The following is a 26,520-nucleotide window of genomic DNA, read 5'->3' on the forward strand; positions in this document are numbered from 1 at the left end:
TCATGTCCGACCGAGTATGCCAACCCGGGCCCGCCCCGGACGAACTCGCGCGGGGCTCAGGCGGGCTTCACGGCGAGCACCGGGCAGGCCGCGCCGAGCAGGATCCGCTGCGCGACGCTGCCCATGATCAGCTTGCCCACCGGCGTACGCCGGCGCAGGCCGAGCACGATCAGCGACGCGTCGACCTCGGCCGCCACGTCCAGCACCTGGTCGCCGACGTCGAGGCCGACCGACTGGCGCACGTCGTAGGACAGGCCGGCCTCCTCGAGCTCGGCCCGGACGCCCGCCAGCTCGTCGTCGCTGGCGAACCGGTCGTCGACCAGCGCATCGCCGCGCGAGGCGTTGACCACCACCAGCCCCAGCCCGCGCATCCGGGCCTCGGCCACCCCGGAGGTCAGGGCCGACCGCCCGAACTCGTCCGGCGACCACGCCACCACGACACGGGTCATCGCTGCACCTTCTCGTCGTCGTTCTCGAGATCCCGGGCATGGGCGACCTCGGCAGCCGGCGTGTCCAGGTCGGGCCGGACCCGCTTGAGGACGATCGGCACCACGACCACCAGGGCGGTGATCAGGTAGACCGCCACGGCGAGCGGCTCACTCCACAGACCGGACAGGTCACCGTCGGAGATGGTGAGCGCCTCACGGAGCTTGAGCTCCATGATCGGCCCGAGGATGACGCCGAGGATCAGTGGCAGCACCGGGAGTCCGAAGCGCCGCATCGCCAGGCCCAGCAGGCCGAACACCAGCAGGAGGAAGATGTCGAACGCGTCCTGGTTGGCCGCGAACGCGCCGAGGCAGGCGAAGAACAGGATGCCGGCGTAGAGCTGCGGGCGCGGGATGCGCAGCAGCTTGGCCCACAGCGGAGCCAGCGGCAGGTTCAGCACCAGCAGCAGGGTGTTGCCGATCAGCAGGCTGGCCAGCAGCGTCCACACCAGGTCCGACTGCTCGGTCATCAGCTGCGGCCCCGGCTGGATGCCGTAGCTGGTCAGCGCGGCCAGCATCACCGAGGCGGTCGCGGTGACCGGAATGCCCAGCGCGAGCAGCGGCACGAACATGCCGGCCGCCGACGCGTTGTTGGCGGCCTCCGGGCCGGCCACGCCCTCGATGGCGCCCTTGCCGAACTCGTCGCCGTGCTTCGAGAGCCGGCGCTCGGTGATGTAGGAGAGGAACGTCGGGATCTCCGCACCGCCGGCCGGGATCGCACCGAACGGGAAGCCCAGCGCGGTGCCGCGCAGCCACGGCTTCCACGACCGGCCCCAGTCGTCGCGCCCCATCCAGGGCCGGCCGACGGGGATCACCTGGAGCGGCTTGCGGCGCAGGTGCGCGGCGACCCAGAACGCCTCGCCGAGGGCGAAGATGCCGACGGCCACCGCCACGATCTCGAGCGGGTCGCGGAGCTGGGCGACCCCGAGGCTGAGGCGGGCCTGGCCGGTGTTCAGGTCGAGGCCGACCAGCCCGATCGTCAGGCCGAGGAAGAGCGCGAGGAAGCCGCGCACCTTCGAGGAGCCGAGCAGCGTCGTCGTCATGACCAGCGCGAAGAGCAGGATCGCGAAGTACGACGGCGCGCCGATCGTCACGGCCACGTCGGCCAGCATCGGGGCGAAGAACGCGACCAGCAGGGTGCCGATGGTGCCGGCGATGAAGGAGCCGATCGCCGCGGTCGCGAGCGCCTGCGCCGCTCGACCGGCCTTGGCCATCTTGTTGCCCTCGAGCGCCGTCATCACCGACGCCGACTCCCCCGGTGTGTTGAGCAGGATCGACGTGGTGGACCCGCCGTACATGCCGCCGTAGTAGATGCCGGCGAACATGATGAAGGCCGAGGTCGGCTCCAGGCTGAAGGTCACCGGCAGGAGCAGCGCCACCGCCATCGCGGGGCCGATGCCGGGCAGCACGCCCACGAACGTGCCGAGCAGGACGCCGATGGCGGCGTACATCAGGTTCTCGGGGGTGGCCGCCGACTGGAGGCCGCCGAAGAGGAGGTCGAGGTCGCCCATCACAGGATCCCGTCCAGGATGCCCGCGCTGAGCGGGATGCCGAGGCCCGAGTAGAAGGCGTACCAGCTGACGACCGCCAGGACGCAGCCGACGATCACGTCGCGCACGAGCGTGCGGCTGCCGAGCGCCCAGGCGGAACCGGCGAAGAGGATCGCCCCGCTGATCGCCCAGCCGAGGAAGCCGATGGTGGCGATCGTGATGCCGATGATGCCGACCAGCTTGGCGACCGTGACCCAGTCGGCCCGGACGTCGAGGTCGACGTCCTCGCCGCCCTCGGCCTCGGGGCGGTCGCCGCGCAGGGCGGCGACGACCAGCAGCGCGCTGGTGACCAGCAGGCCGGTGCCGATGGCGTAGGGGAAGATCCGCGGCCCGACCGGGTCGGCGAAGCCGACCTGGAGCGTGCTGGCGTCGTAGATCGTGTAGGCACCGATGACGGCGGTGACCGCGGCGAGCCCGATCTGGGCCAGGTCGCGCCGCGGCGCGTCTCCGGGCGTCGCGACCTGGTGGTCGCGGTGCGTCGTGCTGCTCATATGAGTCCCAGCTCCTCGAGGGTCGAAGCGACACGGTCGTCCTGCTCCTGCAGGAATGAGGTGAAGTCGTCACCGGTGACGAAGGCGTCCGTCCAGCCGTACTTCTCGAGGGTCTGCTGCCACTCGGGGCTGTCGTGCATCTCGGTGAGGTAGGCGATCAGCTCGTCGCGGCGCTTCTCGGAGATGCCCGGTGGGGCGAGCACGCCACGCCAGTTGGTGAAGACGAGGTCGATGTCGGACTCGGTCAGGGTCGGGATGTCCTTGAGCACGTCGCTCTCGAGCCGCTCCTCCCCCGACACCGCGAGGGCGCGCAGCTCGCCCGACTCGATCTGGCCCTCGAACTCGCCGAGACCGGAGAAGCCGACCTTGATCTTCTTCCCGACCAGCGCACTGGTCAGCGGGCCACCACCGTCGTACGGCACGTAGAGGACGTCCTTGGGGTCGATCCCGACCGTCTCGGCCAGCTGCATCGGGAAGAGGTGGTCCGGGCCGCCGGGCGACGAGCCGCCGCCGACGGCGATGGAGCGCGGGTCCTTCTTCCAGGCGGCGACGAAGTCGTCGATCGTCTGGTACGGCGAGTCCGCGGGGACCAGCACGCCCTCCTGGTCCTCGATCAGCTGGGCGAGCGGCGTCGCGTCGTCGAGGCGGTCCTCGAGGCCGAAGGAGTAGAGGGAGCCGACCACGCCGAGGCCGACGGTCATCATCGTGTGCTCGTCGCCCTCGGCGCCCATCAGCCGGGTCATCGCGACCGAGCCGCCGGCCCCCAGGATGTTGGTGACCTCGAAGTTGCCGCCGGTGACGTCGTCCTGCTCCATGACGGACACCGCTGCGCGGCCGGTCTGGTCGTAGCCGCCGCCGGGGCTGTTGGGGATCCACATCGCGACGTCCTTGGTGTCGTCGCCGCGGGTGACCCCGCAGGAGGACGTCGCGGCGGCCAGGGCCAGCGCCGTCAGCACGGCGAGGGCGGCGCGGGCGGGTCTGCGTCGCGCTCGCGGTCGGGTGGCCATGACAGGCTCCTCTCGGTGGTCGGTCCTGCCGATCGTTCACCCCCGCTGTGGCGGGCGTCACCCTTGAGCACGTAAAGGAGGTTGTGGAACTTGTGGTCACCAGCGCGGGCTCCACGGCCACGCACCCTCGCCGGTCAGTTCCTCGCGCTCCAGGCCGTGCTGCTCGTCCTCGTCGTCGCCGTCACGAGCGTGGTCTCCTTCCGCCAGAGCGATGCGGACTTCCGCGACGCCCGGGGCGCCCGGCTCCGGGCGAGCGCTGAGAACCTCGCCAGCACCGCCGCCGTGCAGGTCGGGATGGCCAGCGCGGGCCAGCGGCGCGCACTGACGATCTACGCCCAGCAGCGCCAGGACGACTCGGGTGCCTCGGCCGTGCACCTGACCGACACCTCCGGCACCATCCTCGTGTCGACCGACCCGACCCGGACCGGCGGTAAGGTCGACCTCGGCCCCGGCGTCGTCGACGGCCGTGCGTGGACCGGTGACCTCGACGACCGCGGCGAGCGGGCGATCGCGGCCCAGGTCCCGGTCGTCGGGATCCAGCGGGACGTCGACGCCGGCGAGGTGGTGGGGGTCGTGGTCGTCACCGAGCGCTACCCGTCCCTGACCGAGCGGTTCCGGCAGACGCTGCCCGACATGGTGGCCTTCCTGGCCGTCGGCCTGGCGCTCGGGCTGGCCGGCGCCTGGCTGCTCGCCCGCCTGATCAAGCGACGCACCCGCGGGCTCGAGCCGGCCGAGATCGCGGACCTCGCCGACCAGCGCGAGGCGCTGCTGACCTCGCTGCGCGAGGGCGTGCTGGCTGTCAACGAGGCCGGCGTCGTCACCCTGCTGAGCGAGAGCGCCCGCCAGCTCCTCGACCTGCCGCCCGACAGCCAGGGCCGCCAGCTCGCGGACCTCGACCTGCCCCTGCGCGTCCTCGAGCTGCTGCTCGGTGACGACGACGTCCGCGACGCCCTCGCGGTCGTGGCCGGGCGGGTGCTGGTCCTCAACAGCAACCGGGTGGTCCAGGACGGCCGTCCAGCCGGGACGGTCACGACCCTGCGCGACCGCACCGAGCTGCTGGCGCTCCAGAGCCAGCTGAGCGCCCGCGAGAGCGTCACGGAGACGCTGCGCGCGCAGACCCACGAGTTCGCCAACCAGCTGCACACCATCTCCGGGCTCCTCGAGCTCGAGGAGTACGACGAGGCCGGCCGGCTGATCGGCACGCTCACCCGTCGGCGCGCGGAGATCAGCGACTTCGTGCTCGAGCGCGTGGAGGACCCGTCGGTCGCCGCGCTGCTGGTCGCGAAGACCAGCCTCGCCATCGAGCGCCGCGTCGAGCTCGCGCTCAGCGTCGACAGCCGACTCCAGCGCCTCGCCCCGGACGCGTCCGCCGACGTCGGCACCGTCCTCGGCAACCTGGTCGACAACGCGATCGACGCCGCGGCAGGCGCCGACGCCGCGCGCGTCGACGTACGCCTCACCACCGACGGGGGCGACGCCGTCGTCCAGGTCGCGGACTCCGGCCCGGGCGTGCCCGCCGAGCGGATCGACGACATCTTCGACCGCGGCTTCAGCACCAAGCCCAGTGACGCCAGCGGACGCGGCGTCGGCCTCGCCCTCGTGCAGGTCGTCTGCGAACGCCGAGGTGGTTCGGTGTCGGTGCACAATGACGGCGGCGCGGTCTTCACCGCGCGGCTGCCCGTCACGACCGAGGACCCGGATGACCGACGATCCTGAGCTCACCGTGCTGGTCGTGGACGACGACTTCATGGTGGCCTCGATCCACACCCGCTTCGTCGAGCGGAGTCCGGGCTACCGGGTCGTCGGCACGGCGGCGACGGGCGCGACCGCGCTGAGCGAGATCGACCGGCTCGTCCCCGACCTGGTGCTCCTCGACGTGCACCTGCCCGACATCAGCGGGATCGAGGTGCTGCGCCGGCTGCGCGGCGCCGGCAACGACGTCGGTGTGCTGGTCGTGACGGCCGCGCGCGAGGCCGACACGGTGCGCGCGGCGGCCGCGGCCGGAGCGGCGCACTACCTGGTGAAGCCGTTCGAGTACGACGACCTGGCCACCCGCCTGGCCGCCTTCCGCAGGACCCACCGAGCGCTGACCGGCGTCGACCGGGCCGGCCAGGACGACATCGACGCGGTCTTCGCTCCCCTGGGCACCGGCCGCGAACTGCTCCCCAAGGGCCTCAGCGCCGAGACGGCCGAGGCGGTGCTGGCCGCCCTCGGCGGAGGCCGCGAGGCCTCGGCCAGCGAGTGTGCCGAGGAGGTCGGCCTGTCCCGGGTCAGCGCGCGTCGCTACCTCGAGCACTTCGTCGCCCGCGGGCAGGCGGTCGTCCGGCTCCAGTACGGCGGCAGCGGCCGCCCGGAGCGGCGCTACCGGCTCCGGGACTGACCTCTACTGCGACGCGGCGTAGGTGTTCTGCGAGGGCTGGCCGTCGGCGCCGAGCGGACCGCGCTTCTGCCCGTCGACGGTCACCTGGAGCGCACCGTCCGAGGACTGCACGTGCACGGGCGGCGCGGCCTTCACGGTGCGCTTCTCGCCGAACGCCAGGTCGCCGTTGAAGACCACCTCGCCGGCGCCGTCGCGGACCACCACGTGGGTGCCGCCCGAGGCGGCGTCGAGCAGCACGGGCACGGCGGGGCCGAGCTTCGTCTGCGCTGACGGGGACCCGTTGAGCACCGGCTTGCTGGTCAGCTCGACCGGGCTGTCCATGATCAGCCGCGCGATCGACCAGGCCAGCACGAGCGCCATCACCGCGGCGATCAGCACCGACCAGTTCGGGCCGCCGCGCATGCTGCGGATCGGACCCTCGGCACCGGTCGCCAGCTCGGCTTCGAAGACCCGGCGGGCGTCGATCGGGGCGTCGGCGTAGCGCTCGTCGTACGACGTGAGCAGCGGCGCCGCGTCCACGCCGAGCACCCGCGACAGGGTGCGCAGGTGGCCCCGGGCGTAGAAGTCGCCGCCACAGGGAGCGAAGTCGTCGACCTCGATGGACTCGATGACGTGCGGGCGGATCCGGGTGCGCTCGGCGAGCTGGTCGACCGACAGCGCGAGCCGGGTGCGGGCGGCGGCGAGCACCGGTCCGACCACCGGGTCGTCCGCAGGCTCGATCTCGGGCTCGGCAGGCACGTCCTCGAACACGAAGTCCTCGTGGCGGCGCAGCTCCGCGAGCTCGGGCAGGCTGGTGGCGTGGTCCTCGCCGTCGGCGGGGTCGAGCTGCAGCGCCGCCGCCCCCTCGAACCTGGCCTCGACCCGCGAGCCGCCGACGGGGTCGCGCAGCGGCAGCGGCGTCGCACTGGCGACGACCAGCGGCACGGTGTGCTCGGGGCCGTTCGCGACCGGCCCGGCCGGGAGGGCCGGCTCGGGCTCGCGGTGCGGACGCAGCCGGTCGGCCAGGAAGCCGATGCCACGGGCCAGCGCGGGACGCGGGTCGTGCATGACCGGGTGGGGGTCGTCCTCGACCCAGTCCTGGTCGGTCTCCTCGTCGTCCCACTCCTGCTCGTCGTGCTCGTCCCAGTCGTCCACGGGCTCGTCGTCGCCGACCTCGACGACCACGGCCGGGTCGTCCGCGAGACGCTCGAGGGCCAGGGTCAGGCCCTCGTCGGCCCCGGCGACCCAGGTGGAGAGGGACAGCGGGACCGAGAGCTCGGTGTCCGCGTCGCGGGCGAGCACCACCAGGCGCCCGTCGCGCAGCAGCCCGCGGCGCGGCACGTGGGCGACCTCGTCGAGCGCCGCCCACGGGAAGCCGTGCCAGCGCCGGCCCTTGCGGATCCGGATGCCCTGCTCGTCGGCGACCAGCAGCGGCGTACGCGCGTCCAGGCACGCCTGCAGGTAGGCGACCGCGACGGCCCCCATCGCGAGCGCCAGCAGCCAGTCGAGGACGGAGCCACCGCCGATCGCCCGGGTCAGGTAGGCGAGCGCGACGACGGCAGCGACCACGCCGATGCCGCCGGAGAGCGCGCCGTTGCGGCGGACCTCCACCGGCTCGGGCGCCGCCTGCACGTCGGTGGGCTCCTTGAGGTCTGCGCTGAGGCTGCTCACATCTCCCCCTGCAGGGTCGCGATCACACCATCGATCTCGTCGGGCTTGACCAGCACGTCGCGGGCCTTCGAGCCTTCGCTCGGCCCGACCACGCCACGGCTCTCCATGATGTCCATCAGGCGGCCGGCCTTGGCGAAGCCGACCCGGAGCTTGCGCTGGAGCATCGAGGTCGAGCCGAACTGCGTGGAGACCACGAGCTCGATCGCCTGGATGACCAGGTCCATGTCGTCGCCGATGTCGTCGTCGAGGTCGCGCTTGGCCGCGGCCGGCGCCGTGACGTCCTCGCGGTAGGTCGGCTCCAGCTGGGTCTTGCAGTGCTTGACGACCGCGTGGATCTCGGCCTCGGTGACCCAGGACCCCTGCACACGCACGGCCTTCGACGAGCCCATCGGCAGGAAGAGCCCGTCACCCTGGCCCACCAGCTTCTCCGCACCCGGCTGGTCGAGGATGACCCGGCTGTCGGCGAGGCTGGAGGTCGCGAACGCGAGCCGCGACGGCACGTTGGCCTTGATCAGGCCGGTGACGACGTCGACCGACGGCCGCTGGGTCGCCAGCACCAGGTGGATGCCGGCCGCACGGGCGAGCTGGGTGATCCGGACGACCGAGTCCTCGACGTCGCGCGGGGCGACCATCATCAGGTCGGCGAGCTCGTCGACGATCACCAGCAGGTAGGGGTACGGCGTGAGCTCGCGCTCGCTGCCCGGGGGCACCTGCACCTTCCCGGCCCGCACCGCCTTGTTGAAGTCGTCGATGTGGCGGAAGCCGAAGTTGGCGAGGTCGTCGTAGCGCATGTCCATCTCGCGCACGACCCACTGCAGCGCCTCGGCGGCCTTCTTGGGGTTGGTGATGATCGGCGTGATCAGGTGCGGGACGCCCTCGTAGGCGTTCAGCTCGACCCGCTTCGGGTCGACCATGATCATCCGGACCTCGTCGGGCGTGGAGCGCATCAGGATCGAGGTGATCATCGAGTTGATGAAGCTCGACTTGCCGGAGCCGGTGGCGCCGGCGACGAGCAGGTGCGGCATCTTCGCCAGGTTGGCGACGACGAATCCGCCCTCCACGTCCTTACCGAGCCCGGCCACCATCGGGTGGTGGTCCGAGCGCGCGGTGTTGGAGCGGAGCACGTCGCCGAGGGAGACGATCTCCTTGTCCAGGTTGGGGATCTCGATGCCGATCGCGGACTTGCCGGGGATCGGGCTGAGGATCCGGACGTCGGCGGACGCCACGGCGTACGCGATGTTCTTGGAGAGCGCGGTGACCTTCTCGACCTTGACCGCGGGGCCGAGCTCGACCTCGTAGCGGGTGACGGTCGGGCCACGGGTGTAGCCGGTGACCTGCGCGTCGATCCCGAACTCCTCCATCACCTGGGTGAGCCGGTCGACGACCGCGTCGCTCGCCTTGGAGCGGGCCTTGTGCACCGACCCGGGCTTGAGGACCTCGTTGGCCGGCAGCGTGTAGGCGATGTCGCCGGACAGCGCGAGCTGCTCGACGCGCGGCGGGAGCGGCGTGTGCGGCGGGGGCTCGAGCTCGACCTTCTCCTCGACGACCGGCGCTGCGACCTCCGTCGGCGCCTCGGGCGCGAAGATGTCGAGGCCCTCCTCGGTGGTCTCGAGGCGCTTCTTGCGCTTGCGCAGCTCGCGGTCGCTGAGGACCGGGCTGTCGTACGCCGGGTCGCCCATGTCGGGGTCGATCTCCCCGGCCTGGTCCGTCTTGCGCTTGCGGCTGCGGACCGCGGGCATGGCCTGCGTCTCGTCGGGGTCCTCGGCCAGGTCGTGCTCGCGACCGAGCAGCTGGTCGCGGGCCGCGGCGAGCCGGGCGGGGACCTGGTAGAGCGGCGTCGCGGTGATGATCAGGACGCCGAAGAAGGCGAGCAGCGCGAGCAGCGGCACCACGACGTACGCCGAGCGCAGCAGGTCGAGCAGCAGGCTCGCGACGACGTACCCGACGGCGCCGCCGGCGCGCTGGAGGTCGCTGGTGTCGCCGAGGTCGGGCTGCGGGTTGCCCTCCGCGATCTGGACGATGCCGAGGATGCCGAAGGAGAGCGATGCCCAGCCGATGACCTGGCGTCCCGCGGGGCCGGTGTGCTCGGGGTCGCGCATCGTGCGCCAGCCGACGAAGAGCAGGGCGAGCGGGACCAGGAAGCCGACCTTGCCGACCGAGCCCTGGACGACGGTGCGGGCCGCGTCCATGACGGACCCGGGCAGCTGCCACCACACGGCGGCCGCGACGATGACGGCTCCCCCGAAGAGGAAGAGGCCGAAGCCGTCGCGACGGTGCTCGGGCTCGAGGTCGCGGGCGGTGTGCCCGATGCTGCGCGCGACGGCACCCAGGCCGTGCGCGATGGCGAGCCAGACCGCGGCGACGCCGCGGAAGACCAGCACGAAGAAGCGGGCGATCGGGCCCGGCCCGCTGCGCACCGCACGCGGTGCCGGGCGCTTGGCCGCGGGACGCCGCGGAGCAGGCTTGCGCTTGCTCGCGGCGGTCTTGGCCGTACCCTTCTTCGGGGCAGGCTTGCGCTTCGGGCTGGTACTCCGGGATCGGGTGCTCGAGCCGCTGGTGCCCGGACTACGGGTGGTGCTCGTGGTCCGGGTGCTGGACGTGCTCTTGCTCCGCGACCCCGGCGGGGAAGACGTACGGGTCGCCATAGTCCCCACCCTACGCACGGGCCACACCAGTCACACGCACCACAGGAGCGCGTGTCTTCATCGGAAGAGTTTTGTCGGCTGGCCGATGAAACTCACGCTTGGACGATGAAGTTTCGTCGTCCAGGCGTGAGTTTCATCGGTCGACCGACAAAACTCTTCACGCCTCGATCACGACCGGGATGATCATCGGGCGGCGGCGGTGGGTGTTGCTCACCCAGCGGCCGACCACACGGCGCATCGTCTGCTGCAGCTGGTGCGCGTCGGTGTTGCCCTCGGCGATGGCCCGGTCGAGCGCGTCGATGATCGGCTGCCGCAGCTCGTCGAACGTCTCGCCGTCCAGCGCGTTGCCCCGGGCGTGGATCTCCGGGCCGGCGGCGACCTTGCCGCTGACCGAGTCGACGACCACGATCACCGAGATGAAGCCCTCCTCGCCGAGGATCCGGCGGTCCTTGAGGTCCGACTCGGTGATGTCACCGACCGACGAGCCGTCCACGAAGACGTAGCCGCAGTCGACCTTGCCGGCGACCTTCGCGACCCCGCCGACCAGGTCGACGACGACGCCGTCCTCGGCGATCACGACGTTCTCGACACCGGTGGCGCGGGCCAGGTCGGCGTTCGCGAGCAGGTGCCGGATCTCGCCGTGCACCGGCATCACGTTGCGCGGCTTGACGATGTTGTAGCAGTAGAGGAGCTCGCCGGCGCTCGCGTGGCCGGAGACGTGCACCATCGCGTTGCCCTTGTGCACGACGCGGGCGCCCCACCGGGCCAGCCCGTTGATGACGCGGTAGACGGCGTTCTCGTTGCCCGGGATCAGGCTCGAGGCGAGCAGGACGGTGTCGCCCTCCTCGATGTGCACGAAGTTGTGGTTGCGCTGCGCGATCCGCGACAGCGCGCTCATCGGCTCGCCCTGCGAGCCGGTCGAGATCAGCACCTGGCGCTCCGCCGGGAGGTCGGCGAGGTCCTTGGTGTCGACCAGCACGCCCGGCGGCACCTTGAGGTAGCCGAGGTCGCGGGCGATCGCCATGTTGCGGACCATCGAGCGGCCGACGTACGCGACCTGGCGCTCGTGGGCGTACGCCGCGTCCAGGACCTGCTGCACGCGGTGCACGTGCGAGGCGAAGCAGGCGACGATGATGCGCTGGTTGGACTCGCGGAAGACCTGGTCGATGACCGGGGTGATCTTCTTCTCCGACGGCGTGAAGCCAGGCGTCTCGGCGTTGGTCGAGTCGGTGAGGAAGAGGTCGACGCCCTCCTCCCCCAGCCGACCGAAGGCCCGGAGGTCGGTGATCCGGCCGTCGAGCGGCAGCTGGTCCATCTTGAAGTCGCCGGTGTGCAGCACCATGCCGGCGCCGGTGCGGATCGCGACCGCGAGCGCGTCCGGGATGGAGTGGTTGACCGCCACGAACTCGAGGTCGAAGGGCCCGAGCGTGAGCCGGTCGCCCTCCTTCACGACGTGGTGGACGGTCTCGCGGAGCCGGTGCTCGCGCAGCTTGCTGTCGAGCAGCGCGAGGGTGAGCTGGGAGCCGACAAGGGGGATTTCGCGCCGCTCGCGCAGGAGGTACGGCGTCGCGCCGATGTGGTCCTCGTGGCCGTGCGTGAGGACCAGCGCCTCGACGTCCTCGAGGCGGTCGCTGATCGAGGACCAGTCCGGGAGGATCAGGTCGATGCCGGGCTGGTGGTCCTCGGGGAAGAGCACGCCGCAGTCGACGATCAGGAGGCGACCGGCGTACTCGAACGCGGTCATGTTGCGGCCGACCTCGCCGAGGCCGCCGAACGGGATGACCCGGAGGCCGCCCTTCTTCAGCTTGCCGGGCGCGGACAGCTCGGGGTGGGGGTGGCTCACAGGAGACCCGCCGCCGTCAGACCTTCGCGGAGTGCGGCGACCTCGTCGTCGTCGAGCTCGACGAGCGGAGATCGGACATGTCGGTTGTCGGTCACCCCGAGGAGCTGGAGCGAGGCCTTCGCCGTCGTGGCGCCGTAGTTGGGCACGCCCATCACCGCCTCCATCGCCGGCAGCAGCCGCTGGTACGTCGCGAGAGCGCCCTGGTGGTCGCCCTCCAGGAACTGGTCGATCATCGAGGCGAGCTCCTTGCCGGCGGCGTGGCCGACGACCGAGACGAGGCCGCACGCGCCGTGCGCGAGGAAGCCGAGGGTGTTGATGTCGTCGCCGGAGTAGACGGCGTAGCCCAGCTGGGCCAGCTTGGCGGCGCGGGGCATGTCGCCGACGGCGTCCTTGACCGCGATGACCGACTCCCAGCCGGCCATCTCCTCGTAGGACTCGAGCGCGATGGTGCTGCCGGTGCGGCCGGGCACGTCGTACATCATCACCGGGATCTCGGCGGCGTCGACGACCTGGCGGAAGTGGTGGAGCATGCCGCGCTGGCCGGGCTTGTTGTAGTACGGCGAGACGAGCAGCACGCCGTCGGCGCCCCGCTCACGGGCCTGGTTGGCGAGGAAGACCGAGGTCGCGGTGTCGTTGGTCCCGACGCCGGCGACGAGCTTGACGTCGGGGCCGACCGCCTCGCGGACGGCGGCGAGGGTCTCGCCGTCCTCCTCCTTGGTCGTGGTCGGCGACTCGCCCGTCGTGCCGGAGACGACCAGGCCGTCGTGGCCGTGGGCCACGAGGTGCTTGGCCACCCGCTGCACTCCGTCGAGGTCCAGGCTCCCGTCGGGACCGAAGGGGGTCGCCATCGCGGTGAGCATGCGGCCGAACGGCGCAGCAGGTGCAGACGTCATAGGTGCCAGGTTAGTGCGTCGGAGTCCTCAGGCGACGTGCGGCATGACGTCGCGCGCCACGAGTCGCAGGTGGTCGAGGTCGGAGAGGTCGAGGACCTGGAGGTAGAGCCGCTCGGCGCCGAGCGCGGCGTACCGCCCGATCTTGTCGACCACCTCCTGCGGCGTGCCGGCGATGCCGTTCTCCCGCAGCTCGTCCTTCTCGCGCCCGATCGCGGCGGCCCGGCGCTCGACCTCGGCCTCGTCGGCACCGACGCAGAGCACCAGCGCGTTGGACCAGCGCATCGTCGCCGGGTCGCGGTCCTGCGCCTCGCAGGCCTCACGGACCCGGGCGAACTGGGCCTTCGTGGTCGCCTCGTCGACGAAGGGCAGGTTGAACTCGTCGGCGTACGTCGCCGCCAGGGCCGGCGTGCGCTTCTTGCCGACGCCGCCGATGAGGACGGGCGGCTTGGCCTGGGTGGGCTTGGGCAGCCCGGGGCTGTCGACGACCTGGTAGTGCGTGCCGTGGTGGGTGAACCCGCCCTCGGTCGCCCAGAGCCCGGTGATGATCGCGAGCTGCTCCTCGAACCGGTCGAACCGCTCCCCCGTGCTCGGGAACGGGATGCCGTACTTCGTGTGCTCCTGCTCGAACCAGCCCGCGCCGATCCCCAGCTCCACGCGACCGTTGCTCATCTGGTCGACGTTCGCGACCGAGATCGCCAGCGGGCCTGGGTGCCGGAAGGTCGCGCTGGTCATCATCGTGCCGAGCCGGATCGTGCTCGTCTCCCGGGCGATGCCGGCCAGCGTGATCCAGGCGTCGCTCGGCCCGGGCAGCCCTTCCGTCCCCATCCCGAGGTAGTGGTCGGAGCGGAAGAACGCCCCGAACCCGAGTCGCTCGGCCTCCTGGGCGACGGTCACCAGGTCGTCGTACGTCGCGCCCTGCTGGGGTTCGGTGAAGATGCGCAGCTCCATGGCGTCAGCCTGTCAGATGCTGCACAACGCCGATGATCTCGCGTGCCAGGACGTCGGGCTCGGCGGTGGCGAGCGGCTCGTCGGGCAGCACGCCACGGAGCTGGAAGACGCCGGCCAGCAGCGCGAAGACCAGGTCGGCGCGCAGGCGGGCGGTGTCGTCGCCGCCGATCAGTCCGGCGAACGCGTCGATGGCCGAACTCAGGGCCTGCCGGCGCAACGCTCCGACGCGGTCGTCGTCGATGTCCCGCAGGAGCAGGACCATCGGGTTGACGTGGTCGAACTCCGGCCAGGCGTCGGGACGCAGCGAGTCGGCCAGCGCGACGGCCAGGTCGTCGATCGAGCCCGGCTGCCACGGCTCCATGAGCTCCGCGGAGTCCTCGATGACCGCCGCGAACAGGCCCTCCTTGGAGCCGAAGTAGCGCGAGATCAGGGCGACGTTGACCCCGGCGTCGGCCGCGATGTCTCGGGTCGTCGTGCGCTCGTAGCCCAGGACGGTGAAGCGGCGGCGGGCGACGCGCAGCAGGTCGAGGCGGGTGGCCTCGGCGTTGCGGGGGCGGCTGGTCGGATCGACAGGCGGCATGCCGCCATTGTGACCTATGTAATCGCTTGTTGACTTAGGCCCGGCGTACTCGTTAGGTTCGCGACCGCCCCGTGCCGTGCCCAGCCCGAAGGACCCCGATGAACCAGCAGGTCCCCCCCATGCGCGCCAACCTCGAGATCGGGGCCATCGGCCTCGGCGCGCTGATGGCCGCCCTCGCGCAGACGCTGGTGATCCCGGTGCTGCCGGTCATCGAGGCGGACCTCCGCTCGTCGACGACCGAGTCGCAGTGGCTGCTGACCTCGACGCTGCTGGTCGCGGCCGTGTCGGTCCCGATCGTCGGCCGGCTGGCGGACATGTTCGGCCGGAGGCTGATGCTGCTGGTCGCGCTCTCGTGCCTCTTCGTCGGGTCCCTGATCTGCGCGCTCACCAGCAACATCGACGTGATGATCTTCGGCCGCGCGCTGTGCGGGGTCTCCAGCGCCGCGATCCCGCTGGGCATCAGCCTGCTGGCGACCGTGCTGCCGCCGGAGCGCCGCGGCTCGGCGACCGCCCTGATCAGCGCGATGCTCGGCATCGGCGGCGCGCTCGGGCTGCCGCTGGCCGGCCTCTTGGCCGACAACGTCGACTACCACGCGCTCTTCTGGATCGGCGCCGTCGGCGGCGCGGCCAGCGCGGTGGCCGTCCTGCTCCTGGTCGAGGAGCCGGCGCAGCGCAGCGGCGGGGCGATCGACTGGTACGGCATGGTGCTGCTCGCCACCGGACTCGTCGCCCTGGTGCTGCCGCTCTCCCAGGCCTCGTCCTGGGGCTGGGGCTCGGCGCGGGTCCTCGGTCTGCTCGTCGCCTCCGCGCTGCTGCTCGGTCTCCTCGTCGTCGTCGAGCGCCGCGTCGTCAGCCCGCTGGTCGACATGCGCACCCTGGGCCGGCCGCCGATCCTGATCACCAACGTCGCCTCGATCTTCTTCGGCTTCGCGCTCTTCGCGAGCTTCGTCGGTACGGCGACCTACGTGCAGATGCCCGAGGCCACCGGCTACGGGTTCGGCGCCTCGGTGCTCGTCGCGGGCCTCTGCCTGCTGCCGAGCGGCATCCTGATGCTGCTGCTGGCCCCGGTCACCGCGCGGCTCAGCGTCGCCTGGGGCGCCGCCCGCGTGCTCTCGCTCGCCGGCCTGATCCTGGTCGTCGGCCTGGTCTTCCGGATCGTCTTCGTCGACGCGCTCTGGCAGGTCGTCGTCGGCACCGCGATCATCGGCGCCGGCACGGGCATCGGCTACGCGACCCTGCCGACCCTGATCAACAGCCACGCCCCGGCCGCCGAGCTGGCCGCCGCCAACGGCATCAACACCCTCGCCCGCTCGCTGGGAAGCACGCTGGCCAGCGCCATCGGCGGCACCCTGCTCGCCTCGATCACGATGGACCTGGGTGGCGTGGCGGTGCCGTCGCTCGCGGCGTTCCGGGTGCTCTTCGCGATCTGCGCCGGCGCGGCCCTCGTCGCCAGCCTCGCCGGGCTCCTGCTCACGTCGTCCCGGGTCGACCGTCCTCAGGACCTCGAGCCGGCGCTGCCCTGAGCCGTGGAGCCGTGGGCCGTCCGGCGCTACAGCCGATCCGCCGCGCGCACCAACCGCACTCGCTCGTACCCGTCGAAGACATCCCGGGAGGACTCCAGCCACGCAGCAGCGTCGTACGCCGGGTAGAGCACGTCGCCCTCGGGCTCCAGGGGGATCTCGCTGAGCACCTGCTCGGTGGCGAGGGGCAGCGCGGCGGCGTACACCTGCGCCCCGCCGACCACCATCACGTCGCCGGGGAGCGTGGCGGCGAGGGCGAGGGCCGCGTCGAGGTCGTGGGCGACGAGCACGCCCTCCCCCGACGGGCCGGCCGACCACGCCGGGTCCCGGGTCAGGACGATCGTGGTGCGGCCGGGCAGCGGGCGGCCGATCGACTCGTACGTCGTCCGGCCCATGACCAGGGTGTGCCCCATGGTCAGCTCCTTGAAGGCGCGCTGCTCGCCCGGCACCCGCCAGGGGATGTCGGGGCCGTTGCCGATCACCCCGTTGCGGGCGACGGCGGCCACCATCACGATCCTCATACGGCCTCAGACAGCAATGGGCGCCTTGATCCCCGGGTGCGGGTCGTAGCCCTCGACGGCGATGTGCTCGAGGTCGAAGGCGTCCAGTTCGGTGACCGACGGGTCGAGCCACAGCGTGGGCAGCGGCCTCGGGTCGCGGGTCAGCTGGAGCTGCGCCTGCTCCAGGTGGTTGAGGTAGAGGTGGGCGTCGCCGAGGGTGTGCACGAAGTCGCCCACCTCGAGACCCGTCACCTGGGCGACCATGTGGGTGAGCAGCGCGTAGGACGCGATGTTGAACGGCACGCCGAGGAAGACGTCCGCTGAGCGCTGGTAGAGCTGGCAGCTCAGCCGGCCGTCCGCGACGTAGAACTGGAACATCGTGTGGCAGGGCGCGAGCGCCATGTCGGGGATGTCGGCGACGTTCCACGCGGAGACGATGTGGCGACGCGAGTCGGGGTTGCTGCGGATCTGGTCGACGACCTGCGCGATCTGGTCGACGTGCCGACCGTCGGGGGTCGGCCAGGACCGCCACTGGTAGCCGTAGACCGGCCCGAGGTCGCCGTTGTCGTCGGCCCACTCGTCCCAGATCGAGATACCGCGGTCCTGGAGCCACTTCACGTTCGTGTCGCCGCGCAGGAACCACAGCAGCTCCCCGAAGACCGAGCGGGTGTGCACCTTCTTCGTGGTCACCAGCGGGAAGCCGGCGGTCAGGTCGAAGCGCATCTGGTGCCCGAACACCGAACGCGTGCCGGTGCCCGTGCGGTCGCTCTTCTCGACGCCCTCGTCGAGGATCCGCTGGAGGAGGTCGAGGTAGGACTGCACGCTCCGAGCCTAGACGTCAGAGCTCGACGGTTCCGGCCACGGTCGTCCGAGTGTCGCCCCCCACCCACAACTCCGACCCCTCCAGCACCACGTGCACCCGGCCGGCCCGCTGCAGGACCGTCCCCTGGCTCGCGACGTACGACGTCGGCAGCCGACCGCCCGCCAGCCACTGGCCGATCCCGGCGTTGAGCGAGCCGGTCACCGGGTCCTCCGGCATGCCGTAGCCGGGGCAGAACGCACGCACCTCGACGGCCAGCGGACCGTCGGCGTAGGGGCCGACGACGCCGATCTTCAGGTCACCGAACGCCGCCCAGTCCGGGTCGAGGGCCAGGACCGCGGCGGCGTCCTCGAGCAGCACGCCGACCCAGCCCGGCCCGTTGTCGATCCAGGTCGACTCGACGATCGCGGACTCGGGGACCCGCAGGGCGCGGCAGATCCCGGCGACGTCGGCGGCGTCGACCGGGCCCGAGCGCACCAGCGGCGGCGCGGCGAAGGCGAGGGTCTCGCCGCGTCTGATGGTCACCAGGCCCGCGCCACACTCCTGCACGAGGTCCTCGCCCGCGGGGACTCCCCCGGCCTCGAGCCACGCGTGTGCACTGCCGAGCGTCGGGTGGCCCGCGAACGGCAGCTCGCCGCCTGGTGTCCAGATCCGCAGGCGGTAGTCGGCGGCGGGGTCGGTCGGCGTCAGCAGGAACGTCGTCTCCGACAGGTTCGTCCAGCGCGCGAAGGCCGCCATCTGATCGTCGGTGAGGCCGTCGGCGCCGTGCACCACGGCCACCGGGTTGCCGCGCAGCGGCTCGCTGGCGAAGACGTCGACCTGGCTGAAGCGCATGCGCTCACGCTAGTGGGCGAGGACCGCCGCGTCCGTCCCGGAGGGCACCGGCGCGACGTCGGTGCACTGCGCGCTGGTCAGGTCGCAGGTGCGGAGCACCAGGAGCGGGTCCACGTTGCCGTCCAGGTCCGACCCGCCGGCGAGGTCGGAGACCTGCGCGACCAGGTAGACGGCCGTGTTGTTGCGCCCGAACGTCGCGTCCACGGCCCTCTCGCCCGGCCCCACGCCGCTGGGCTTCCGGTCGCCGGAGCGTGCGTCGTACAGCAGCGGCCGGAACGGCCGGCCGTCGGCGACGCCCGGCCCCTCGGCCTTGCTGATCACCAGGATGCCGGCGTCGGAGAGCTGGGCGCCGACGCCCGGGAGGACGAACGAGACGCTGAAGAACGACTGCTCGATCTCGATGCGGCCCGGTGCCAGCTGGTAGACCCGGTTGGCGGACTCGACGTCGAGCAGGCCGTCGCGGACCACCGGCACCGGCCGCTCGACCCCCGGGGTCCAGGCGTAGCCGCCCTCGGAGTCCGCGTAGAAGACCTGGTGCTGGTCGATCGCGATCGGGCGCGTGTCGGGCGGCACCCCCTTGGCGTCGAGCAGCGACCCGTTGCTCACGTCGTAGACCACCAGCGCGGGTGGCTGCCCCTCGTCCGACCCCGGGTCGACCCACGAGACCCAGCCGTCGGCAGTCGAGGCGACCAGCGGGGTCGTCGGGTCCTTGTCGCCGATCTCGCGACGCTTCCCGTCCGCGGCCACGAACGCCACGGTCCCCTCGGCGTCGCCGTAGACCGCGCCGCCGTTGATCTCGACCAGGTCGGTCACCCCGGACACCGCCACCGCGACGTGGTCGAGGTGCAGCTGGCCGTTGGCGTACCACGCGACCCGCACCGGGTTCTGCTCGCGGGTCACGCGCGCGGGACCGAGCTCCTCGGAGGGCGGGTCCTCACGGTTCGCGACGAAGGTGAGGACGCCGATCACGAGGGCGGCCGCCGCCACGGCGACCCCGACGACCCGCCACCGGCGCCGGCGCTGCGCCCGCGCGTCCGCGACGACGTCGTCGTACGGCGTGGTGGGCACCGCGATCGACTCGCCGGCCCGCCGGAAGGTCTCGGCGGGCGCCGCGTCGAGGTGGAGCCGGCCGAGGCCGTGGGTGATCCGCGCCTGGACGGACTCCAGCGACACGTCGCGGGCGGCGGCCACCTGGGACTCGTCGAGCTCGGCGACGAACCGGAGCACCAGGCTCTCGCGCTCGTCGGGGTCCGCGTGCCCCAGCTGCTCGAGGAGTGCCTCGCGCAGCAGCTCGTCGTCGGTGGGCTCGTCGGGCAGGGGCTCCGGCGCGGGCGGCGGGACCCGCCGCCGGTGTCGGTGCAGGCGCGCGAGGACGACGCCGTAGACGTAGGCGTCGACGTCGTCGGAGCGGCGTACCCGGTCCCATTCGCCGTAGCAGCGCGCGGCACCGTCGCGGGCGACGACCTCCGCCTCGGCCCGGGTGCACCCGAGCAGCACCAGCGTGCGGACCAGCGACGGCCAGCGGGCGGCCAGGTAGGCAGCGAAGTCCGCGTCGTCGCCGGGCATGGGAGCATCCTGCTCCCTGGCGGTCAGGCGTGCAGCGACATCGGCCCGTAGATGCGCCGGTCGTGCTCGAAGAGCACCACGGCGTCGACGCCCTCGGCGGCCAGGTCCGACCAGAGCTCACCGACCCACGACTCGGCGTCGGCCTGGCTGGCGAAGCGCTGCTCCCCGAGCTCGCCGGTCACCGACACCTCGGCGCCGGTGTTGTCCTCGAGCCGCCACCACCAGGGGCGCTCGGCGGGCGACGGGGGGCGGAAGGTCGGCGGCTGCTCGGGCAGGTTCATGAGGTCAGTCCTCTCGTACGGACGGGTCGAGGAAGGGCGGCTTCACCAGCTGGAAGATCTCGCGACGGCCGCGGATGTCGACGCCGACCTCCGCCTCCGGGTCGACGAACGACGGCACCAGGGCCAACCCGATGCCCTTGCGCAGCGTCGGGGAGAAGGTGCCGGAGGTGATCTCTCCGAGGGGTACGTCGGCGGTGAGGCTGACCGTCATGTGCGGGCGCGGGATGCCGCGACCGGTGGCGACCAGGCCGCGCAGCACGCGCTCCGGCCCGGCGGCACGCTCGGCGCTCAGCACCTCGCGGCCCCAGAACGCGTCCTTCTTCCAGCCGACCGCCCAGCCGAGCCGGGCCTGGTTGGGGGTGACGTCGAGCGAGATGTCCTGGCCGTGCAGCGGATAGCCCATCTCGGTGCGCAGCGTGTCGCGGGCGCCGAGCCCGCAGGGCAGCACGCCGTACGGCGCACCGGCCGCCATGATCGCGTCCCACAGGGCGACGGCGACGTCGTTGGGCGCGATCAGCTCGTAGCCGCGCTCGCCGGTGTAGCCCGTGCGGCACACCACGACCTCGGCACCTTCGAACTGCGCGACCGCGAACGACATGTAGTCGTGCCCGGTCGGGAGCCCGACGGCGTCGAGCACCTCGTCGGACTTCGTGCCCTGGACGGCGAGCACCGCGTGGTCGCGGTGCTCGTCGGTCACCGTGACGCCGTCGGGGGCGGCCGCGGCGAGCCGACGGACGACCTCGGCGGTGTTGGCGGCGTTGGGGACCAGCAGCACGCGGTCCTCGGCGTACACGTAGGCGATCAGGTCGTCGACCACGCCGCCGGTCGCGTCGTCGCAGCACAGGGTGTACTGCGCCTGGCCGGGCCCGATCCGGCGCAGGTCGTTGCTCAGCGTGCTGTTGACGAAGTCGACCGCGCCGGGCCCGGCCACGACGGCCTTGCCGAGGTGGCTGACGTCGAAGACGCCGACGGCCTCGCGGACCGCCGTGTGCTCCTTGACGACGCCGGAGGGGTACTCGAGCGGCATCGACCAGCCGCCGAAGGCCGAGAACTTCGCGCCGAGCGCCTCGTGCCGGTCGTGGAGAGGGGAGCGGAGCAGGTCGGACATGTGGCGACCCTAGCCGAGCGGGTCGGCCGCCAGGCGCGGACTATCCTGCCCCGGTGACGACGTACACCCTGCGCAGCGCCAGCCCCGCCAAGACCAAGTGCGATGCCGTGGTCGTGGGGGTGGTCCAGGCGGCGAAGGGTGCCGAGCTCGCCGACGGTGCCGACGACGTCGGCAAGGCCTACGGCCGCAAGCTGCGTCCCCTCCTCGCGACCCTGGGCGTCACCGGCAAGACCGGTGAGGTCGTCAAGATCCCGACCGGCGGCACCCTCGGCTCGCCGCTCCTCGTGCTCGTCGGCCTCGGCCGCACGGTCGACGCGGTCGCCGTACGCCGTGCGTCCGGCGTCGCCGCCCGGGCCGTCAGCAACGCCGCGTCCGTGGCCGTCGCGCTGCCGGGCGGCTCGCCCGAGCTGGTGCGCGCCGCGACCGAGGGTCACCTGCTGGGTGGCTACTCCTTCACCGAGTACAAGAAGGAGTCGAAGAGCACCGCCCCGGGCGAGGTCGTCGTCCTCAGCGAGGGCGCGAGGCGCAAGGACGTGCAGGCGGCGTTCGAGGAGGCGCAGGTCGTCGCCCGCGCCGTCGCCGTCACCCGCGACTGGGTGAACACGCCGCCCAACGACCTCACGCCGCCGGCGTTCGCCGACGCGGTCGCCGAGGCGACGAAGACCCTGACCAAGGGACGCGGCGCCCCGAAGGTCGCGATCACCGTCCACGACGAGAAGGCGCTCGCCGAGCTCGGCTGCGGCGGCATCCTCGGCGTCGGCGGCGGGTCGTCGGCCGCGCCCCAGCTGGTCGAGCTGAGCTACGCCCCCAAGGACGCGAAGCACCACCTGGCGCTGGTCGGCAAGGGCATCACCTTCGACTCCGGCGGCCTCACCATCAAGCCCGCCGGCAGCATGAGCGAGATGAAGTCGGACATGGCCGGCGCCGCCGCGGTCGTCCAGGCGACGTACGTGATCGCGACCCTCGGGCTGCCGATCAAGGTCAGCACGTTCGTGCCGATGGCCGAGAACATGATCTCGGGCAACGCCGTGCGACCGGGCGACGTCCTCACGATCTACGGCGGCACCACCGTCGAGGTGACGAACACCGACGCCGAGGGGCGGCTCGTGCTGGCCGACGCCCTGGTGCGCGCCACCGAGCTGAAGCCCGACGTGCTGCTGGACGTCGCGACCCTGACCGGGCACATGGTCGTCGCCCTCGGCGACCGGGTCGCCGGCGTGATGGGGTCGACCGAGGTGGTCGACGACGTGCTGGCCGCCGCCACCACCGCCGGCGAGGAGATGTGGCCGATGCCGATCCCGGAGGCGATGTCCGAGCGGATCCACAGCAGCAAGGTCGCGGACCTGGCCCAGCACGACTGGATCCGCTGGGGCGGCGGGCTCTTCGCCGCGGCCTTCCTGCGCGAGTTCACCGCCGGGATCCCCTGGGCGCACCTCGACATCGCCGGCCCGTCGTACAACTCCGGCGGCGCGTGGGGCCACGTCACCCCGGGCGGCACCGGTGTCGCTGTCGGCACCGTCGTCGACTTCGCCCGGGCGCTGGCCGCCTCGGAGTAGTCGTCAGCCGCCGAGCTTCTTGCGGCGGTTGTAGTCGCGCATCCGCTGCGGGACGCCCACGACGGCCGCGTCGTACGACGGGATCTGCTGCTTGTTGCAGAACTCGTGCGCCCACTTGGCCGACGGCACCCGGCGGCGGGTCCACTCGCCGTCGTGCGCAACGAGGAGCAGGGTCACGTCGCTGACCGCGGTCCGCGGCTCGACGAAGCCCTCGACGCCTCGCCGCTCGGCCGACCACGTGAAGAGGTGGTCGAGGTCCATCGAGTCGGCGGCGCGGACCCGTGTCGAGCCCGTGCGCGTCGCGTCCCGGGCGGGTCCACTCGTCTTCGGCCCGCGCCGGAACCGGTCCATCCATGCCATGGGGACAAGTGTGCCCGTAGGACCTACTGATGCGTAGTGAGGCCGGTGTGGACACGCTGGGCTGAAGTGGAAGGATGGGCCCGTGGCCGACACCGACTTCGACGTACTGATCCTCGGTGCAGGCTCGGGCGGCTACGCCTGTGCACTGCGCGCCGCCCAGCTCGGGCTGAACGTCGGGCTGGTCGAGAAGGGTCCGCTCGGGGGCACCTGCCTGCACGTCGGCTGCATCCCGACCAAGGCGCTGCTGCACGCCGCCGAGATCGCCGACCAGACCCGCGAGTCCGAGACGTTCGGCGTCCGCGCGACGCTCGAGGGCGTCGACATGGCCGGCGTCAACGCCTACAAGGACGGCGTGGTGTCCCGCCTCTTCAAGGGCCTCACCGGCCTGATCAAGGGCCGCGGCATCACCGTGATCGAGGGCGCCGGCCGGCTGACCGGCCCGAAGCAGGTGACCGTCGGCGACACGACGTACTCCGGCCGCACGGTCGTCCTGGCCTCCGGCTCCTACGCCCGGAGCCTGCCCGGCCTCGAGATCGACGGCGAGCGCGTCATCACCTCCGAGCACGCCCTCAGGCTCGACCGGGTGCCCGCGTCCGTCGTGGTGCTCGGCGGCGGCGTCATCGGCTGCGAGTTCGCGAGCGTGTGGCGCAGCTTCGGTGCCGAGGTGACGATCGTCGAGGCGCTCCCCCGCCTGCTCGCCGTCGAGGACGAGGCGTCGTCCAAGGCGCTCGAGCGGGCCTTCCGCAAGCGCAAGATCGACTTCCGCACCAGCACCCCCTTCCAGAGCGTCAAGCACACCGACACCGGTGTCGCCGTGACCGTCGAGGGCGGTGACGTGATCGAGGCTGACCTGCTGCTGGTCGCCGTCGGCCGCGGCCCGGTCACCGAGGGCCTCGGGTACGACGAGCAGGGCGTCGCCATGGACCGCGGCTTCGTCCTCGCCGACGAGCGGTGCCGCACCAACCTCGAGGGCGTGTACGCCGTCGGCGACATCGTGCCCGGGCTGCAGCTCGCGCACCGCGGCTTCCAGCAGGGCATCTTCGTGGCCGAGGACATCGCCGGCCTCGACCCGCAGCCGATCGACGAAGCAGGCATCCCGCGGGTCACCTACTCGCACCCCGAGGTCGCCTCGGTCGGCCTCGACGAGGCCGCCGCGACCGCGACGTACGGCGCCGACGGGATCGAGACGCTGACCTATGACCTCGGCGGCAACGGCAAGAGCCAGATCCTCAAGACCCAGGGCTTCGTGAAGCTGATCCGCCGCAAGGACGGACCGGTCATCGGCGTCCACCTGGTCGGCGACCGGGTCGGCGAGCTCATCGGCGAGGCGCAGCTCATCTACAACTGGGAGGCGTACGCCGATGACGTCGCTCCCCTGGTGCACGCGCACCCGACCCAGAACGAGGCGCTGGGCGAGGCCCACCTCGCGCTTGCCGGCAAAGCACTGCACGCCCATGCGTGACGCAGCCTGATAAACCAGACCTACCAGAACTCGAAGCGAAGGAACTCCATGGCCACCGAAGTCAACCTCCCGGCACTCGGCGAGTCCGTCACCGAAGGCACCGTCACCCGCTGGCTGAAGCAGGTCGGCGACTCGGTGGCGGTCGACGAGCCGCTGCTGGAGGTGTCGACCGACAAGGTCGACACCGAGATCCCCTCCCCGGTGGCCGGCACGCTCCTGGAGATCAAGGCCAACGAGGACGACACGGTCGAGGTCGGCGCCGTGCTGGCCGTGATCGGTGACGAGGGTGAGGGCGGTGGTGACGGCGGCGGCGAGTCCGCGCAGGCCGAGCCGGAGCCCGAGCCGGAGCCCGAGCCGGAGCCCGAGGAGGAGAAGGCCCAGGAGCCGGAGGCCGCCGAGGAGCCCGCTCCCGCGGCCGAGGAGGCCGAGAAGCCCGCCGCCGAGGCCAAGCCGTCCGGTGGCGGTGGCGGTGGTACGTCGGTGACGCTGCCCGCCCTGGGCGAGTCGGTCACCGAGGGCACGGTCACCCGCTGGCTGAAGTCGGTCGGCGACGACGTCGCCGTCGACGAGCCGCTGCTCGAGGTCTCGACCGACAAGGTCGACACCGAGATCCCCTCGCCGGTCGCCGGCACGCTGCTGGAGATCAAGGTCCAGGAGGACGAGACCGTCGAGGTCGGTGCCGAGCTCGCCGTGGTCGGCTCGGGCGACGCCGCGCCCGCGAAGACCGAGGAGAAGGCACCGGAGCCGGAGCCCGAGCCCGAGCCGGAGCCCGAGCCGGAGCCCGAGCCGGAGCCCGAGCCGGCCCCCGCCGCCGAGGAGAAGAAGCCCGAGCCGGCAGCTGCTCCCGCGCCGAGCGCCCAGTCGCCCACGACCAAGGACCCGGAGCAGCCGGTCGGCGGCGGCGACGGTCCCGGCTACGTGACCCCGCTGGTCCGCAAGCTCGCCACCCAGCACGGCGTCGACCTGGCCTCGGTCAGCGGCACCGGCGTCGGTGGCCGGATCCGCAAGCAGGACGTGCTCGACGCAGCCGCCCGCGCCCAGCAGCCGGCCGCCGCGGCCCCGGCGGCCGCGCCCGCCGCTGCTGCTGCCGCCTCGCCGGTCCCCGTCGCGCCGTCGCCGCTGCGTGGCAAGACCGAGAAGATCTCGCGCCTGCGCAAGATCATCGCGAGCCGGATGGTCGAGTCGCTCCAGACCTCGGCCCAGCTCACCCAGGTCGTCGAGGTCGACGTCACGAACATCGCGCGGCTGCGCGAGAGCGTGAAGGCCGACTTCCTGGCCCGCGAGGGCGTGAAGCTGACCTACCTGCCGTTCTTCGCGAAGGCGGCGATCGACTCCCTCAAGCAGCACCCGGCGCTCAACGCGACCATCGACACCGAGGCCGGCGAGGTCACCTACTTCGACCGCGAGCACGTCGCCTTCGCGGTCGACACGGAGAAGGGCCTGCTCACCCCGGTCGTCAAGGACGCGGGCGACCTGTCCGTGGCTGGCCTGGCCAAGAAGATCGCCGACGTCGCCGAGCGCACCCGCACCAACAAGATCGGCCCCGACGAGCTCTCGGGTGGCACGTTCACGATCACCAACCTGGGCAGCTTCGGGGCCCTGTGGGACACCCCGATCATCAACAAGCCCCAGGTCGCGATCCTCGGCCCCGGTGCGGTCGTGAAGCGCCCGGTCGTCATCGACGACCCGAACCTCGGCGAGACCATCGCCGTGCGCTACATGGTCTACCTGGCCCTGACCTACGACCACCAGCTGGTCGACGGCGCCGACGCCGGCCGCTTCCTGCGTGAGCTCAAGCAGCGCCTGGAGGCCGGTCAGTTCGAGGTCTGAGCGCAGCCGGGCACGACGAAGGGGTGCCCGGCGTCGCGCGACGAGGTTGAGGAGGCCGGGACGGTCCCGAACGGAGTGAGGGACCGACCATCGGCCGTCTCGAAACCCCGCGAGCCAAGAGTGGGCGTAGAGCCCGCCGAGTCGGGACTTCTGGTCAGTCGAGTCCGGGCTTCTGGTCAACCGGGACCGCGACCCGGGTGACCACAACTCC

Annotated in this window: 23 protein-coding genes; 6 read left to right on the forward strand and 17 right to left on the reverse strand. The window is 72.2% G+C overall.

What is annotated here, in order from left to right; translation table 11 throughout:
* Positions 1-56 precede the first annotated feature (56 nt).
* The 4 genes from ACFPYL_RS18415 to ACFPYL_RS18430 are packed head-to-tail and all read right to left on the reverse strand — an operon-like array spanning position 57 to position 3,533.
* Positions 57-449: a universal stress protein gene (locus tag ACFPYL_RS18415; protein WP_379157578.1), complete on the reverse strand. Its 393-nt coding sequence runs from the start codon at positions 447-449 to the stop codon at positions 57-59.
* Positions 446-1,996 (reverse strand): tripartite tricarboxylate transporter permease, encoded by a 1,551-nt coding sequence (locus ACFPYL_RS18420; protein ID WP_379157581.1) that lies wholly within the window; start codon positions 1,994-1,996, stop codon positions 446-448. The genes ACFPYL_RS18415 and ACFPYL_RS18420 overlap by 4 nt, the downstream gene beginning before the upstream one ends.
* Entirely contained in the window at positions 1,996-2,526 is a 531-nt protein-coding gene (locus tag ACFPYL_RS18425) for a tripartite tricarboxylate transporter TctB family protein (RefSeq protein WP_379157584.1), read from the reverse strand. The genes ACFPYL_RS18420 and ACFPYL_RS18425 overlap by 1 nt, the downstream gene beginning before the upstream one ends.
* Positions 2,523-3,533, reverse strand: coding sequence for a Bug family tripartite tricarboxylate transporter substrate binding protein (locus ACFPYL_RS18430; protein WP_379157587.1), 1,011 nt, complete (start codon positions 3,531-3,533; stop codon positions 2,523-2,525). Before ACFPYL_RS18430 ends, ACFPYL_RS18425 begins: the two co-directional genes overlap by 4 nt.
* A 90-nt stretch (positions 3,534-3,623) precedes the next feature.
* On the opposite strand from ACFPYL_RS18430, the gene ACFPYL_RS18435 reads away from it, so the two are divergent.
* The gene (locus ACFPYL_RS18435; protein ID WP_379157590.1) at positions 3,624-5,249 is read left to right on the forward strand and encodes a sensor histidine kinase; all 1,626 of its coding nucleotides are present in this window, start codon (positions 3,624-3,626) and stop codon (positions 5,247-5,249) included.
* Complete coding sequence (locus ACFPYL_RS18440) at positions 5,233-5,913, forward strand: response regulator (RefSeq protein WP_379157593.1); 681 nt, start codon at positions 5,233-5,235, stop codon at positions 5,911-5,913. The genes ACFPYL_RS18435 and ACFPYL_RS18440 overlap by 17 nt, the downstream gene beginning before the upstream one ends.
* Positions 5,914-5,916: 3 nt before the next feature.
* Here ACFPYL_RS18440 and ACFPYL_RS18445 read toward each other — a convergent pair whose 3' ends face one another.
* The 6 genes from ACFPYL_RS18445 to ACFPYL_RS18470 all read right to left on the reverse strand — a co-directional run bounded on the left by ACFPYL_RS18445 (position 5,917) and on the right by ACFPYL_RS18470 (position 14,472).
* Positions 5,917-7,563: a helix-turn-helix domain-containing protein gene (locus tag ACFPYL_RS18445; protein ID WP_379157594.1), complete on the reverse strand. Its 1,647-nt coding sequence runs from the start codon at positions 7,561-7,563 to the stop codon at positions 5,917-5,919.
* Entirely contained in the window at positions 7,560-10,208 is a 2,649-nt protein-coding gene (locus ACFPYL_RS18450) for an FtsK/SpoIIIE family DNA translocase (protein ID WP_379157597.1), read from the reverse strand. The genes ACFPYL_RS18445 and ACFPYL_RS18450 overlap by 4 nt, the downstream gene beginning before the upstream one ends.
* A 157-nt stretch (positions 10,209-10,365) precedes the next feature.
* Complete coding sequence (locus ACFPYL_RS18455) at positions 10,366-12,051, reverse strand: ribonuclease J (protein ID WP_379157600.1); 1,686 nt, start codon at positions 12,049-12,051, stop codon at positions 10,366-10,368.
* The gene (gene dapA, locus ACFPYL_RS18460; RefSeq protein WP_379157603.1) at positions 12,048-12,944 is read right to left on the reverse strand and encodes a 4-hydroxy-tetrahydrodipicolinate synthase; all 897 of its coding nucleotides are present in this window, start codon (positions 12,942-12,944) and stop codon (positions 12,048-12,050) included. The genes ACFPYL_RS18455 and dapA overlap by 4 nt, the downstream gene beginning before the upstream one ends.
* Positions 12,945-12,971: 27 nt before the next feature.
* Positions 12,972-13,892 carry an LLM class F420-dependent oxidoreductase gene (locus ACFPYL_RS18465; RefSeq protein WP_379157606.1) on the reverse strand — a complete coding sequence of 307 codons (921 nt, stop codon included), beginning with the start codon at positions 13,890-13,892 and terminating at the stop codon, positions 12,972-12,974.
* 4 nt (positions 13,893-13,896) lie between these two features.
* Positions 13,897-14,472: a TetR/AcrR family transcriptional regulator gene (locus tag ACFPYL_RS18470; protein WP_379157609.1), complete on the reverse strand. Its 576-nt coding sequence runs from the start codon at positions 14,470-14,472 to the stop codon at positions 13,897-13,899.
* Between the two features lie 119 nt (positions 14,473-14,591).
* On the opposite strand from ACFPYL_RS18470, the gene ACFPYL_RS18475 reads away from it, so the two are divergent.
* Positions 14,592-15,995 (forward strand): MFS transporter, encoded by a 1,404-nt coding sequence (locus ACFPYL_RS18475; protein WP_379157612.1) that lies wholly within the window; start codon positions 14,592-14,594, stop codon positions 15,993-15,995.
* Between the two features lie 26 nt (positions 15,996-16,021).
* Here the strand turns inward: ACFPYL_RS18475 and ACFPYL_RS18480 are convergent, their stop codons facing one another.
* From ACFPYL_RS18480 to gcvT, 6 genes are read right to left on the reverse strand one after another with little or no spacing between them, the layout of a single operon-like run.
* The gene (locus ACFPYL_RS18480; protein ID WP_379157616.1) at positions 16,022-16,513 is read right to left on the reverse strand and encodes a dihydrofolate reductase; all 492 of its coding nucleotides are present in this window, start codon (positions 16,511-16,513) and stop codon (positions 16,022-16,024) included.
* Positions 16,514-16,519: 6 nt separating this feature from the next.
* A complete protein-coding gene (locus tag ACFPYL_RS18485; RefSeq protein WP_379157619.1) occupies positions 16,520-17,314 on the reverse strand; it encodes a thymidylate synthase in 795 nt (264 codons plus the stop codon).
* A 16-nt stretch (positions 17,315-17,330) separates the two neighbouring features.
* Positions 17,331-18,146, reverse strand: coding sequence for a PhzF family phenazine biosynthesis protein (locus ACFPYL_RS18490; protein WP_379157622.1), 816 nt, complete (start codon positions 18,144-18,146; stop codon positions 17,331-17,333).
* Positions 18,147-18,155: 9 nt separating this feature from the next.
* Positions 18,156-19,712 carry a hypothetical protein gene (locus ACFPYL_RS18495; protein ID WP_379157625.1) on the reverse strand — a complete coding sequence of 519 codons (1,557 nt, stop codon included), beginning with the start codon at positions 19,710-19,712 and terminating at the stop codon, positions 18,156-18,158.
* Positions 19,713-19,735: 23 nt separating this feature from the next.
* Entirely contained in the window at positions 19,736-19,993 is a 258-nt protein-coding gene (locus ACFPYL_RS18500) for a hypothetical protein (RefSeq protein ID WP_379157628.1), read from the reverse strand.
* Positions 19,994-19,997: 4 nt separating this feature from the next.
* Positions 19,998-21,101: a glycine cleavage system aminomethyltransferase GcvT gene (gene gcvT, locus ACFPYL_RS18505; RefSeq protein ID WP_379157631.1), complete on the reverse strand. Its 1,104-nt coding sequence runs from the start codon at positions 21,099-21,101 to the stop codon at positions 19,998-20,000.
* A gap of 53 nt (positions 21,102-21,154) precedes the next feature.
* Here gcvT and ACFPYL_RS18510 point away from each other — a divergent pair, with 53 nt between their 5' ends.
* On the forward strand, positions 21,155-22,657 hold the full coding sequence (locus ACFPYL_RS18510; protein ID WP_379157634.1) for a leucyl aminopeptidase: 1,503 nt from the start codon (positions 21,155-21,157) through the stop codon (positions 22,655-22,657).
* A 3-nt stretch (positions 22,658-22,660) separates the two neighbouring features.
* Here the strand turns inward: ACFPYL_RS18510 and ACFPYL_RS18515 are convergent, their stop codons facing one another.
* The gene (locus ACFPYL_RS18515) at positions 22,661-23,017 is read right to left on the reverse strand and encodes a hypothetical protein (RefSeq protein WP_379157637.1); all 357 of its coding nucleotides are present in this window, start codon (positions 23,015-23,017) and stop codon (positions 22,661-22,663) included.
* An 82-nt stretch (positions 23,018-23,099) separates the two neighbouring features.
* Between ACFPYL_RS18515 and lpdA the strand changes: the two genes are divergently transcribed.
* Both lpdA and sucB read left to right on the forward strand, forming a co-directional pair.
* Positions 23,100-24,479 carry a dihydrolipoyl dehydrogenase gene (lpdA, locus tag ACFPYL_RS18520; protein ID WP_379157640.1) on the forward strand — a complete coding sequence of 460 codons (1,380 nt, stop codon included), beginning with the start codon at positions 23,100-23,102 and terminating at the stop codon, positions 24,477-24,479.
* Positions 24,480-24,527: 48 nt separating this feature from the next.
* A complete protein-coding gene (sucB, locus tag ACFPYL_RS18525) occupies positions 24,528-26,309 on the forward strand; it encodes a 2-oxoglutarate dehydrogenase, E2 component, dihydrolipoamide succinyltransferase (protein WP_379157643.1) in 1,782 nt (593 codons plus the stop codon).
* The last annotated feature ends 211 nt before the right edge of the window (positions 26,310-26,520 follow it).

This window comes from Nocardioides hankookensis, assembly GCF_042658885.1.
Lineage (GTDB): Bacteria > Actinomycetota > Actinomycetes > Propionibacteriales > Nocardioidaceae > Nocardioides > Nocardioides hankookensis.

What these genes read in the sequence shown, in the direction of transcription:
- ACFPYL_RS18415 (WP_379157578.1), bottom strand. Translation starts at nt 449, where the DNA reads ATGACCCGTGTCGTGGTGGCGTGGTCGCCGGACGAGTTCGGGCGGTCG.
- ACFPYL_RS18420 (WP_379157581.1), bottom strand. Translation starts at nt 1,996, where the DNA reads ATGGGCGACCTCGACCTCCTCTTCGGCGGCCTCCAGTCGGCGGCCACC.
- ACFPYL_RS18425 (WP_379157584.1), bottom strand. Translation starts at nt 2,526, where the DNA reads ATGAGCAGCACGACGCACCGCGACCACCAGGTCGCGACGCCCGGAGAC.
- ACFPYL_RS18430 (WP_379157587.1), bottom strand. Translation starts at nt 3,533, where the DNA reads ATGGCCACCCGACCGCGAGCGCGACGCAGACCCGCCCGCGCCGCCCTC.
- ACFPYL_RS18440 (WP_379157593.1), top strand. Translation starts at nt 5,233, where the DNA reads ATGACCGACGATCCTGAGCTCACCGTGCTGGTCGTGGACGACGACTTC.
- ACFPYL_RS18450 (WP_379157597.1), bottom strand. Translation starts at nt 10,208, where the DNA reads ATGGCGACCCGTACGTCTTCCCCGCCGGGGTCGCGGAGCAAGAGCACG.
- dapA (WP_379157603.1), bottom strand. Translation starts at nt 12,944, where the DNA reads ATGACGTCTGCACCTGCTGCGCCGTTCGGCCGCATGCTCACCGCGATG.
- ACFPYL_RS18465 (WP_379157606.1), bottom strand. Translation starts at nt 13,892, where the DNA reads ATGGAGCTGCGCATCTTCACCGAACCCCAGCAGGGCGCGACGTACGAC.
- ACFPYL_RS18470 (WP_379157609.1), bottom strand. Translation starts at nt 14,472, where the DNA reads ATGCCGCCTGTCGATCCGACCAGCCGCCCCCGCAACGCCGAGGCCACC.
- ACFPYL_RS18475 (WP_379157612.1), top strand. Translation starts at nt 14,592, where the DNA reads ATGCGCGCCAACCTCGAGATCGGGGCCATCGGCCTCGGCGCGCTGATG.
- ACFPYL_RS18480 (WP_379157616.1), bottom strand. Translation starts at nt 16,513, where the DNA reads ATGAGGATCGTGATGGTGGCCGCCGTCGCCCGCAACGGGGTGATCGGC.
- ACFPYL_RS18490 (WP_379157622.1), bottom strand. Translation starts at nt 18,146, where the DNA reads ATGCGCTTCAGCCAGGTCGACGTCTTCGCCAGCGAGCCGCTGCGCGGC.
- ACFPYL_RS18495 (WP_379157625.1), bottom strand. Translation starts at nt 19,712, where the DNA reads ATGCCCGGCGACGACGCGGACTTCGCTGCCTACCTGGCCGCCCGCTGG.
- ACFPYL_RS18500 (WP_379157628.1), bottom strand. Translation starts at nt 19,993, where the DNA reads ATGAACCTGCCCGAGCAGCCGCCGACCTTCCGCCCCCCGTCGCCCGCC.
- gcvT (WP_379157631.1), bottom strand. Translation starts at nt 21,101, where the DNA reads ATGTCCGACCTGCTCCGCTCCCCTCTCCACGACCGGCACGAGGCGCTC.
- ACFPYL_RS18515 (WP_379157637.1), bottom strand. Translation starts at nt 23,017, where the DNA reads ATGGCATGGATGGACCGGTTCCGGCGCGGGCCGAAGACGAGTGGACCC.
- sucB (WP_379157643.1), top strand. Translation starts at nt 24,528, where the DNA reads ATGGCCACCGAAGTCAACCTCCCGGCACTCGGCGAGTCCGTCACCGAA.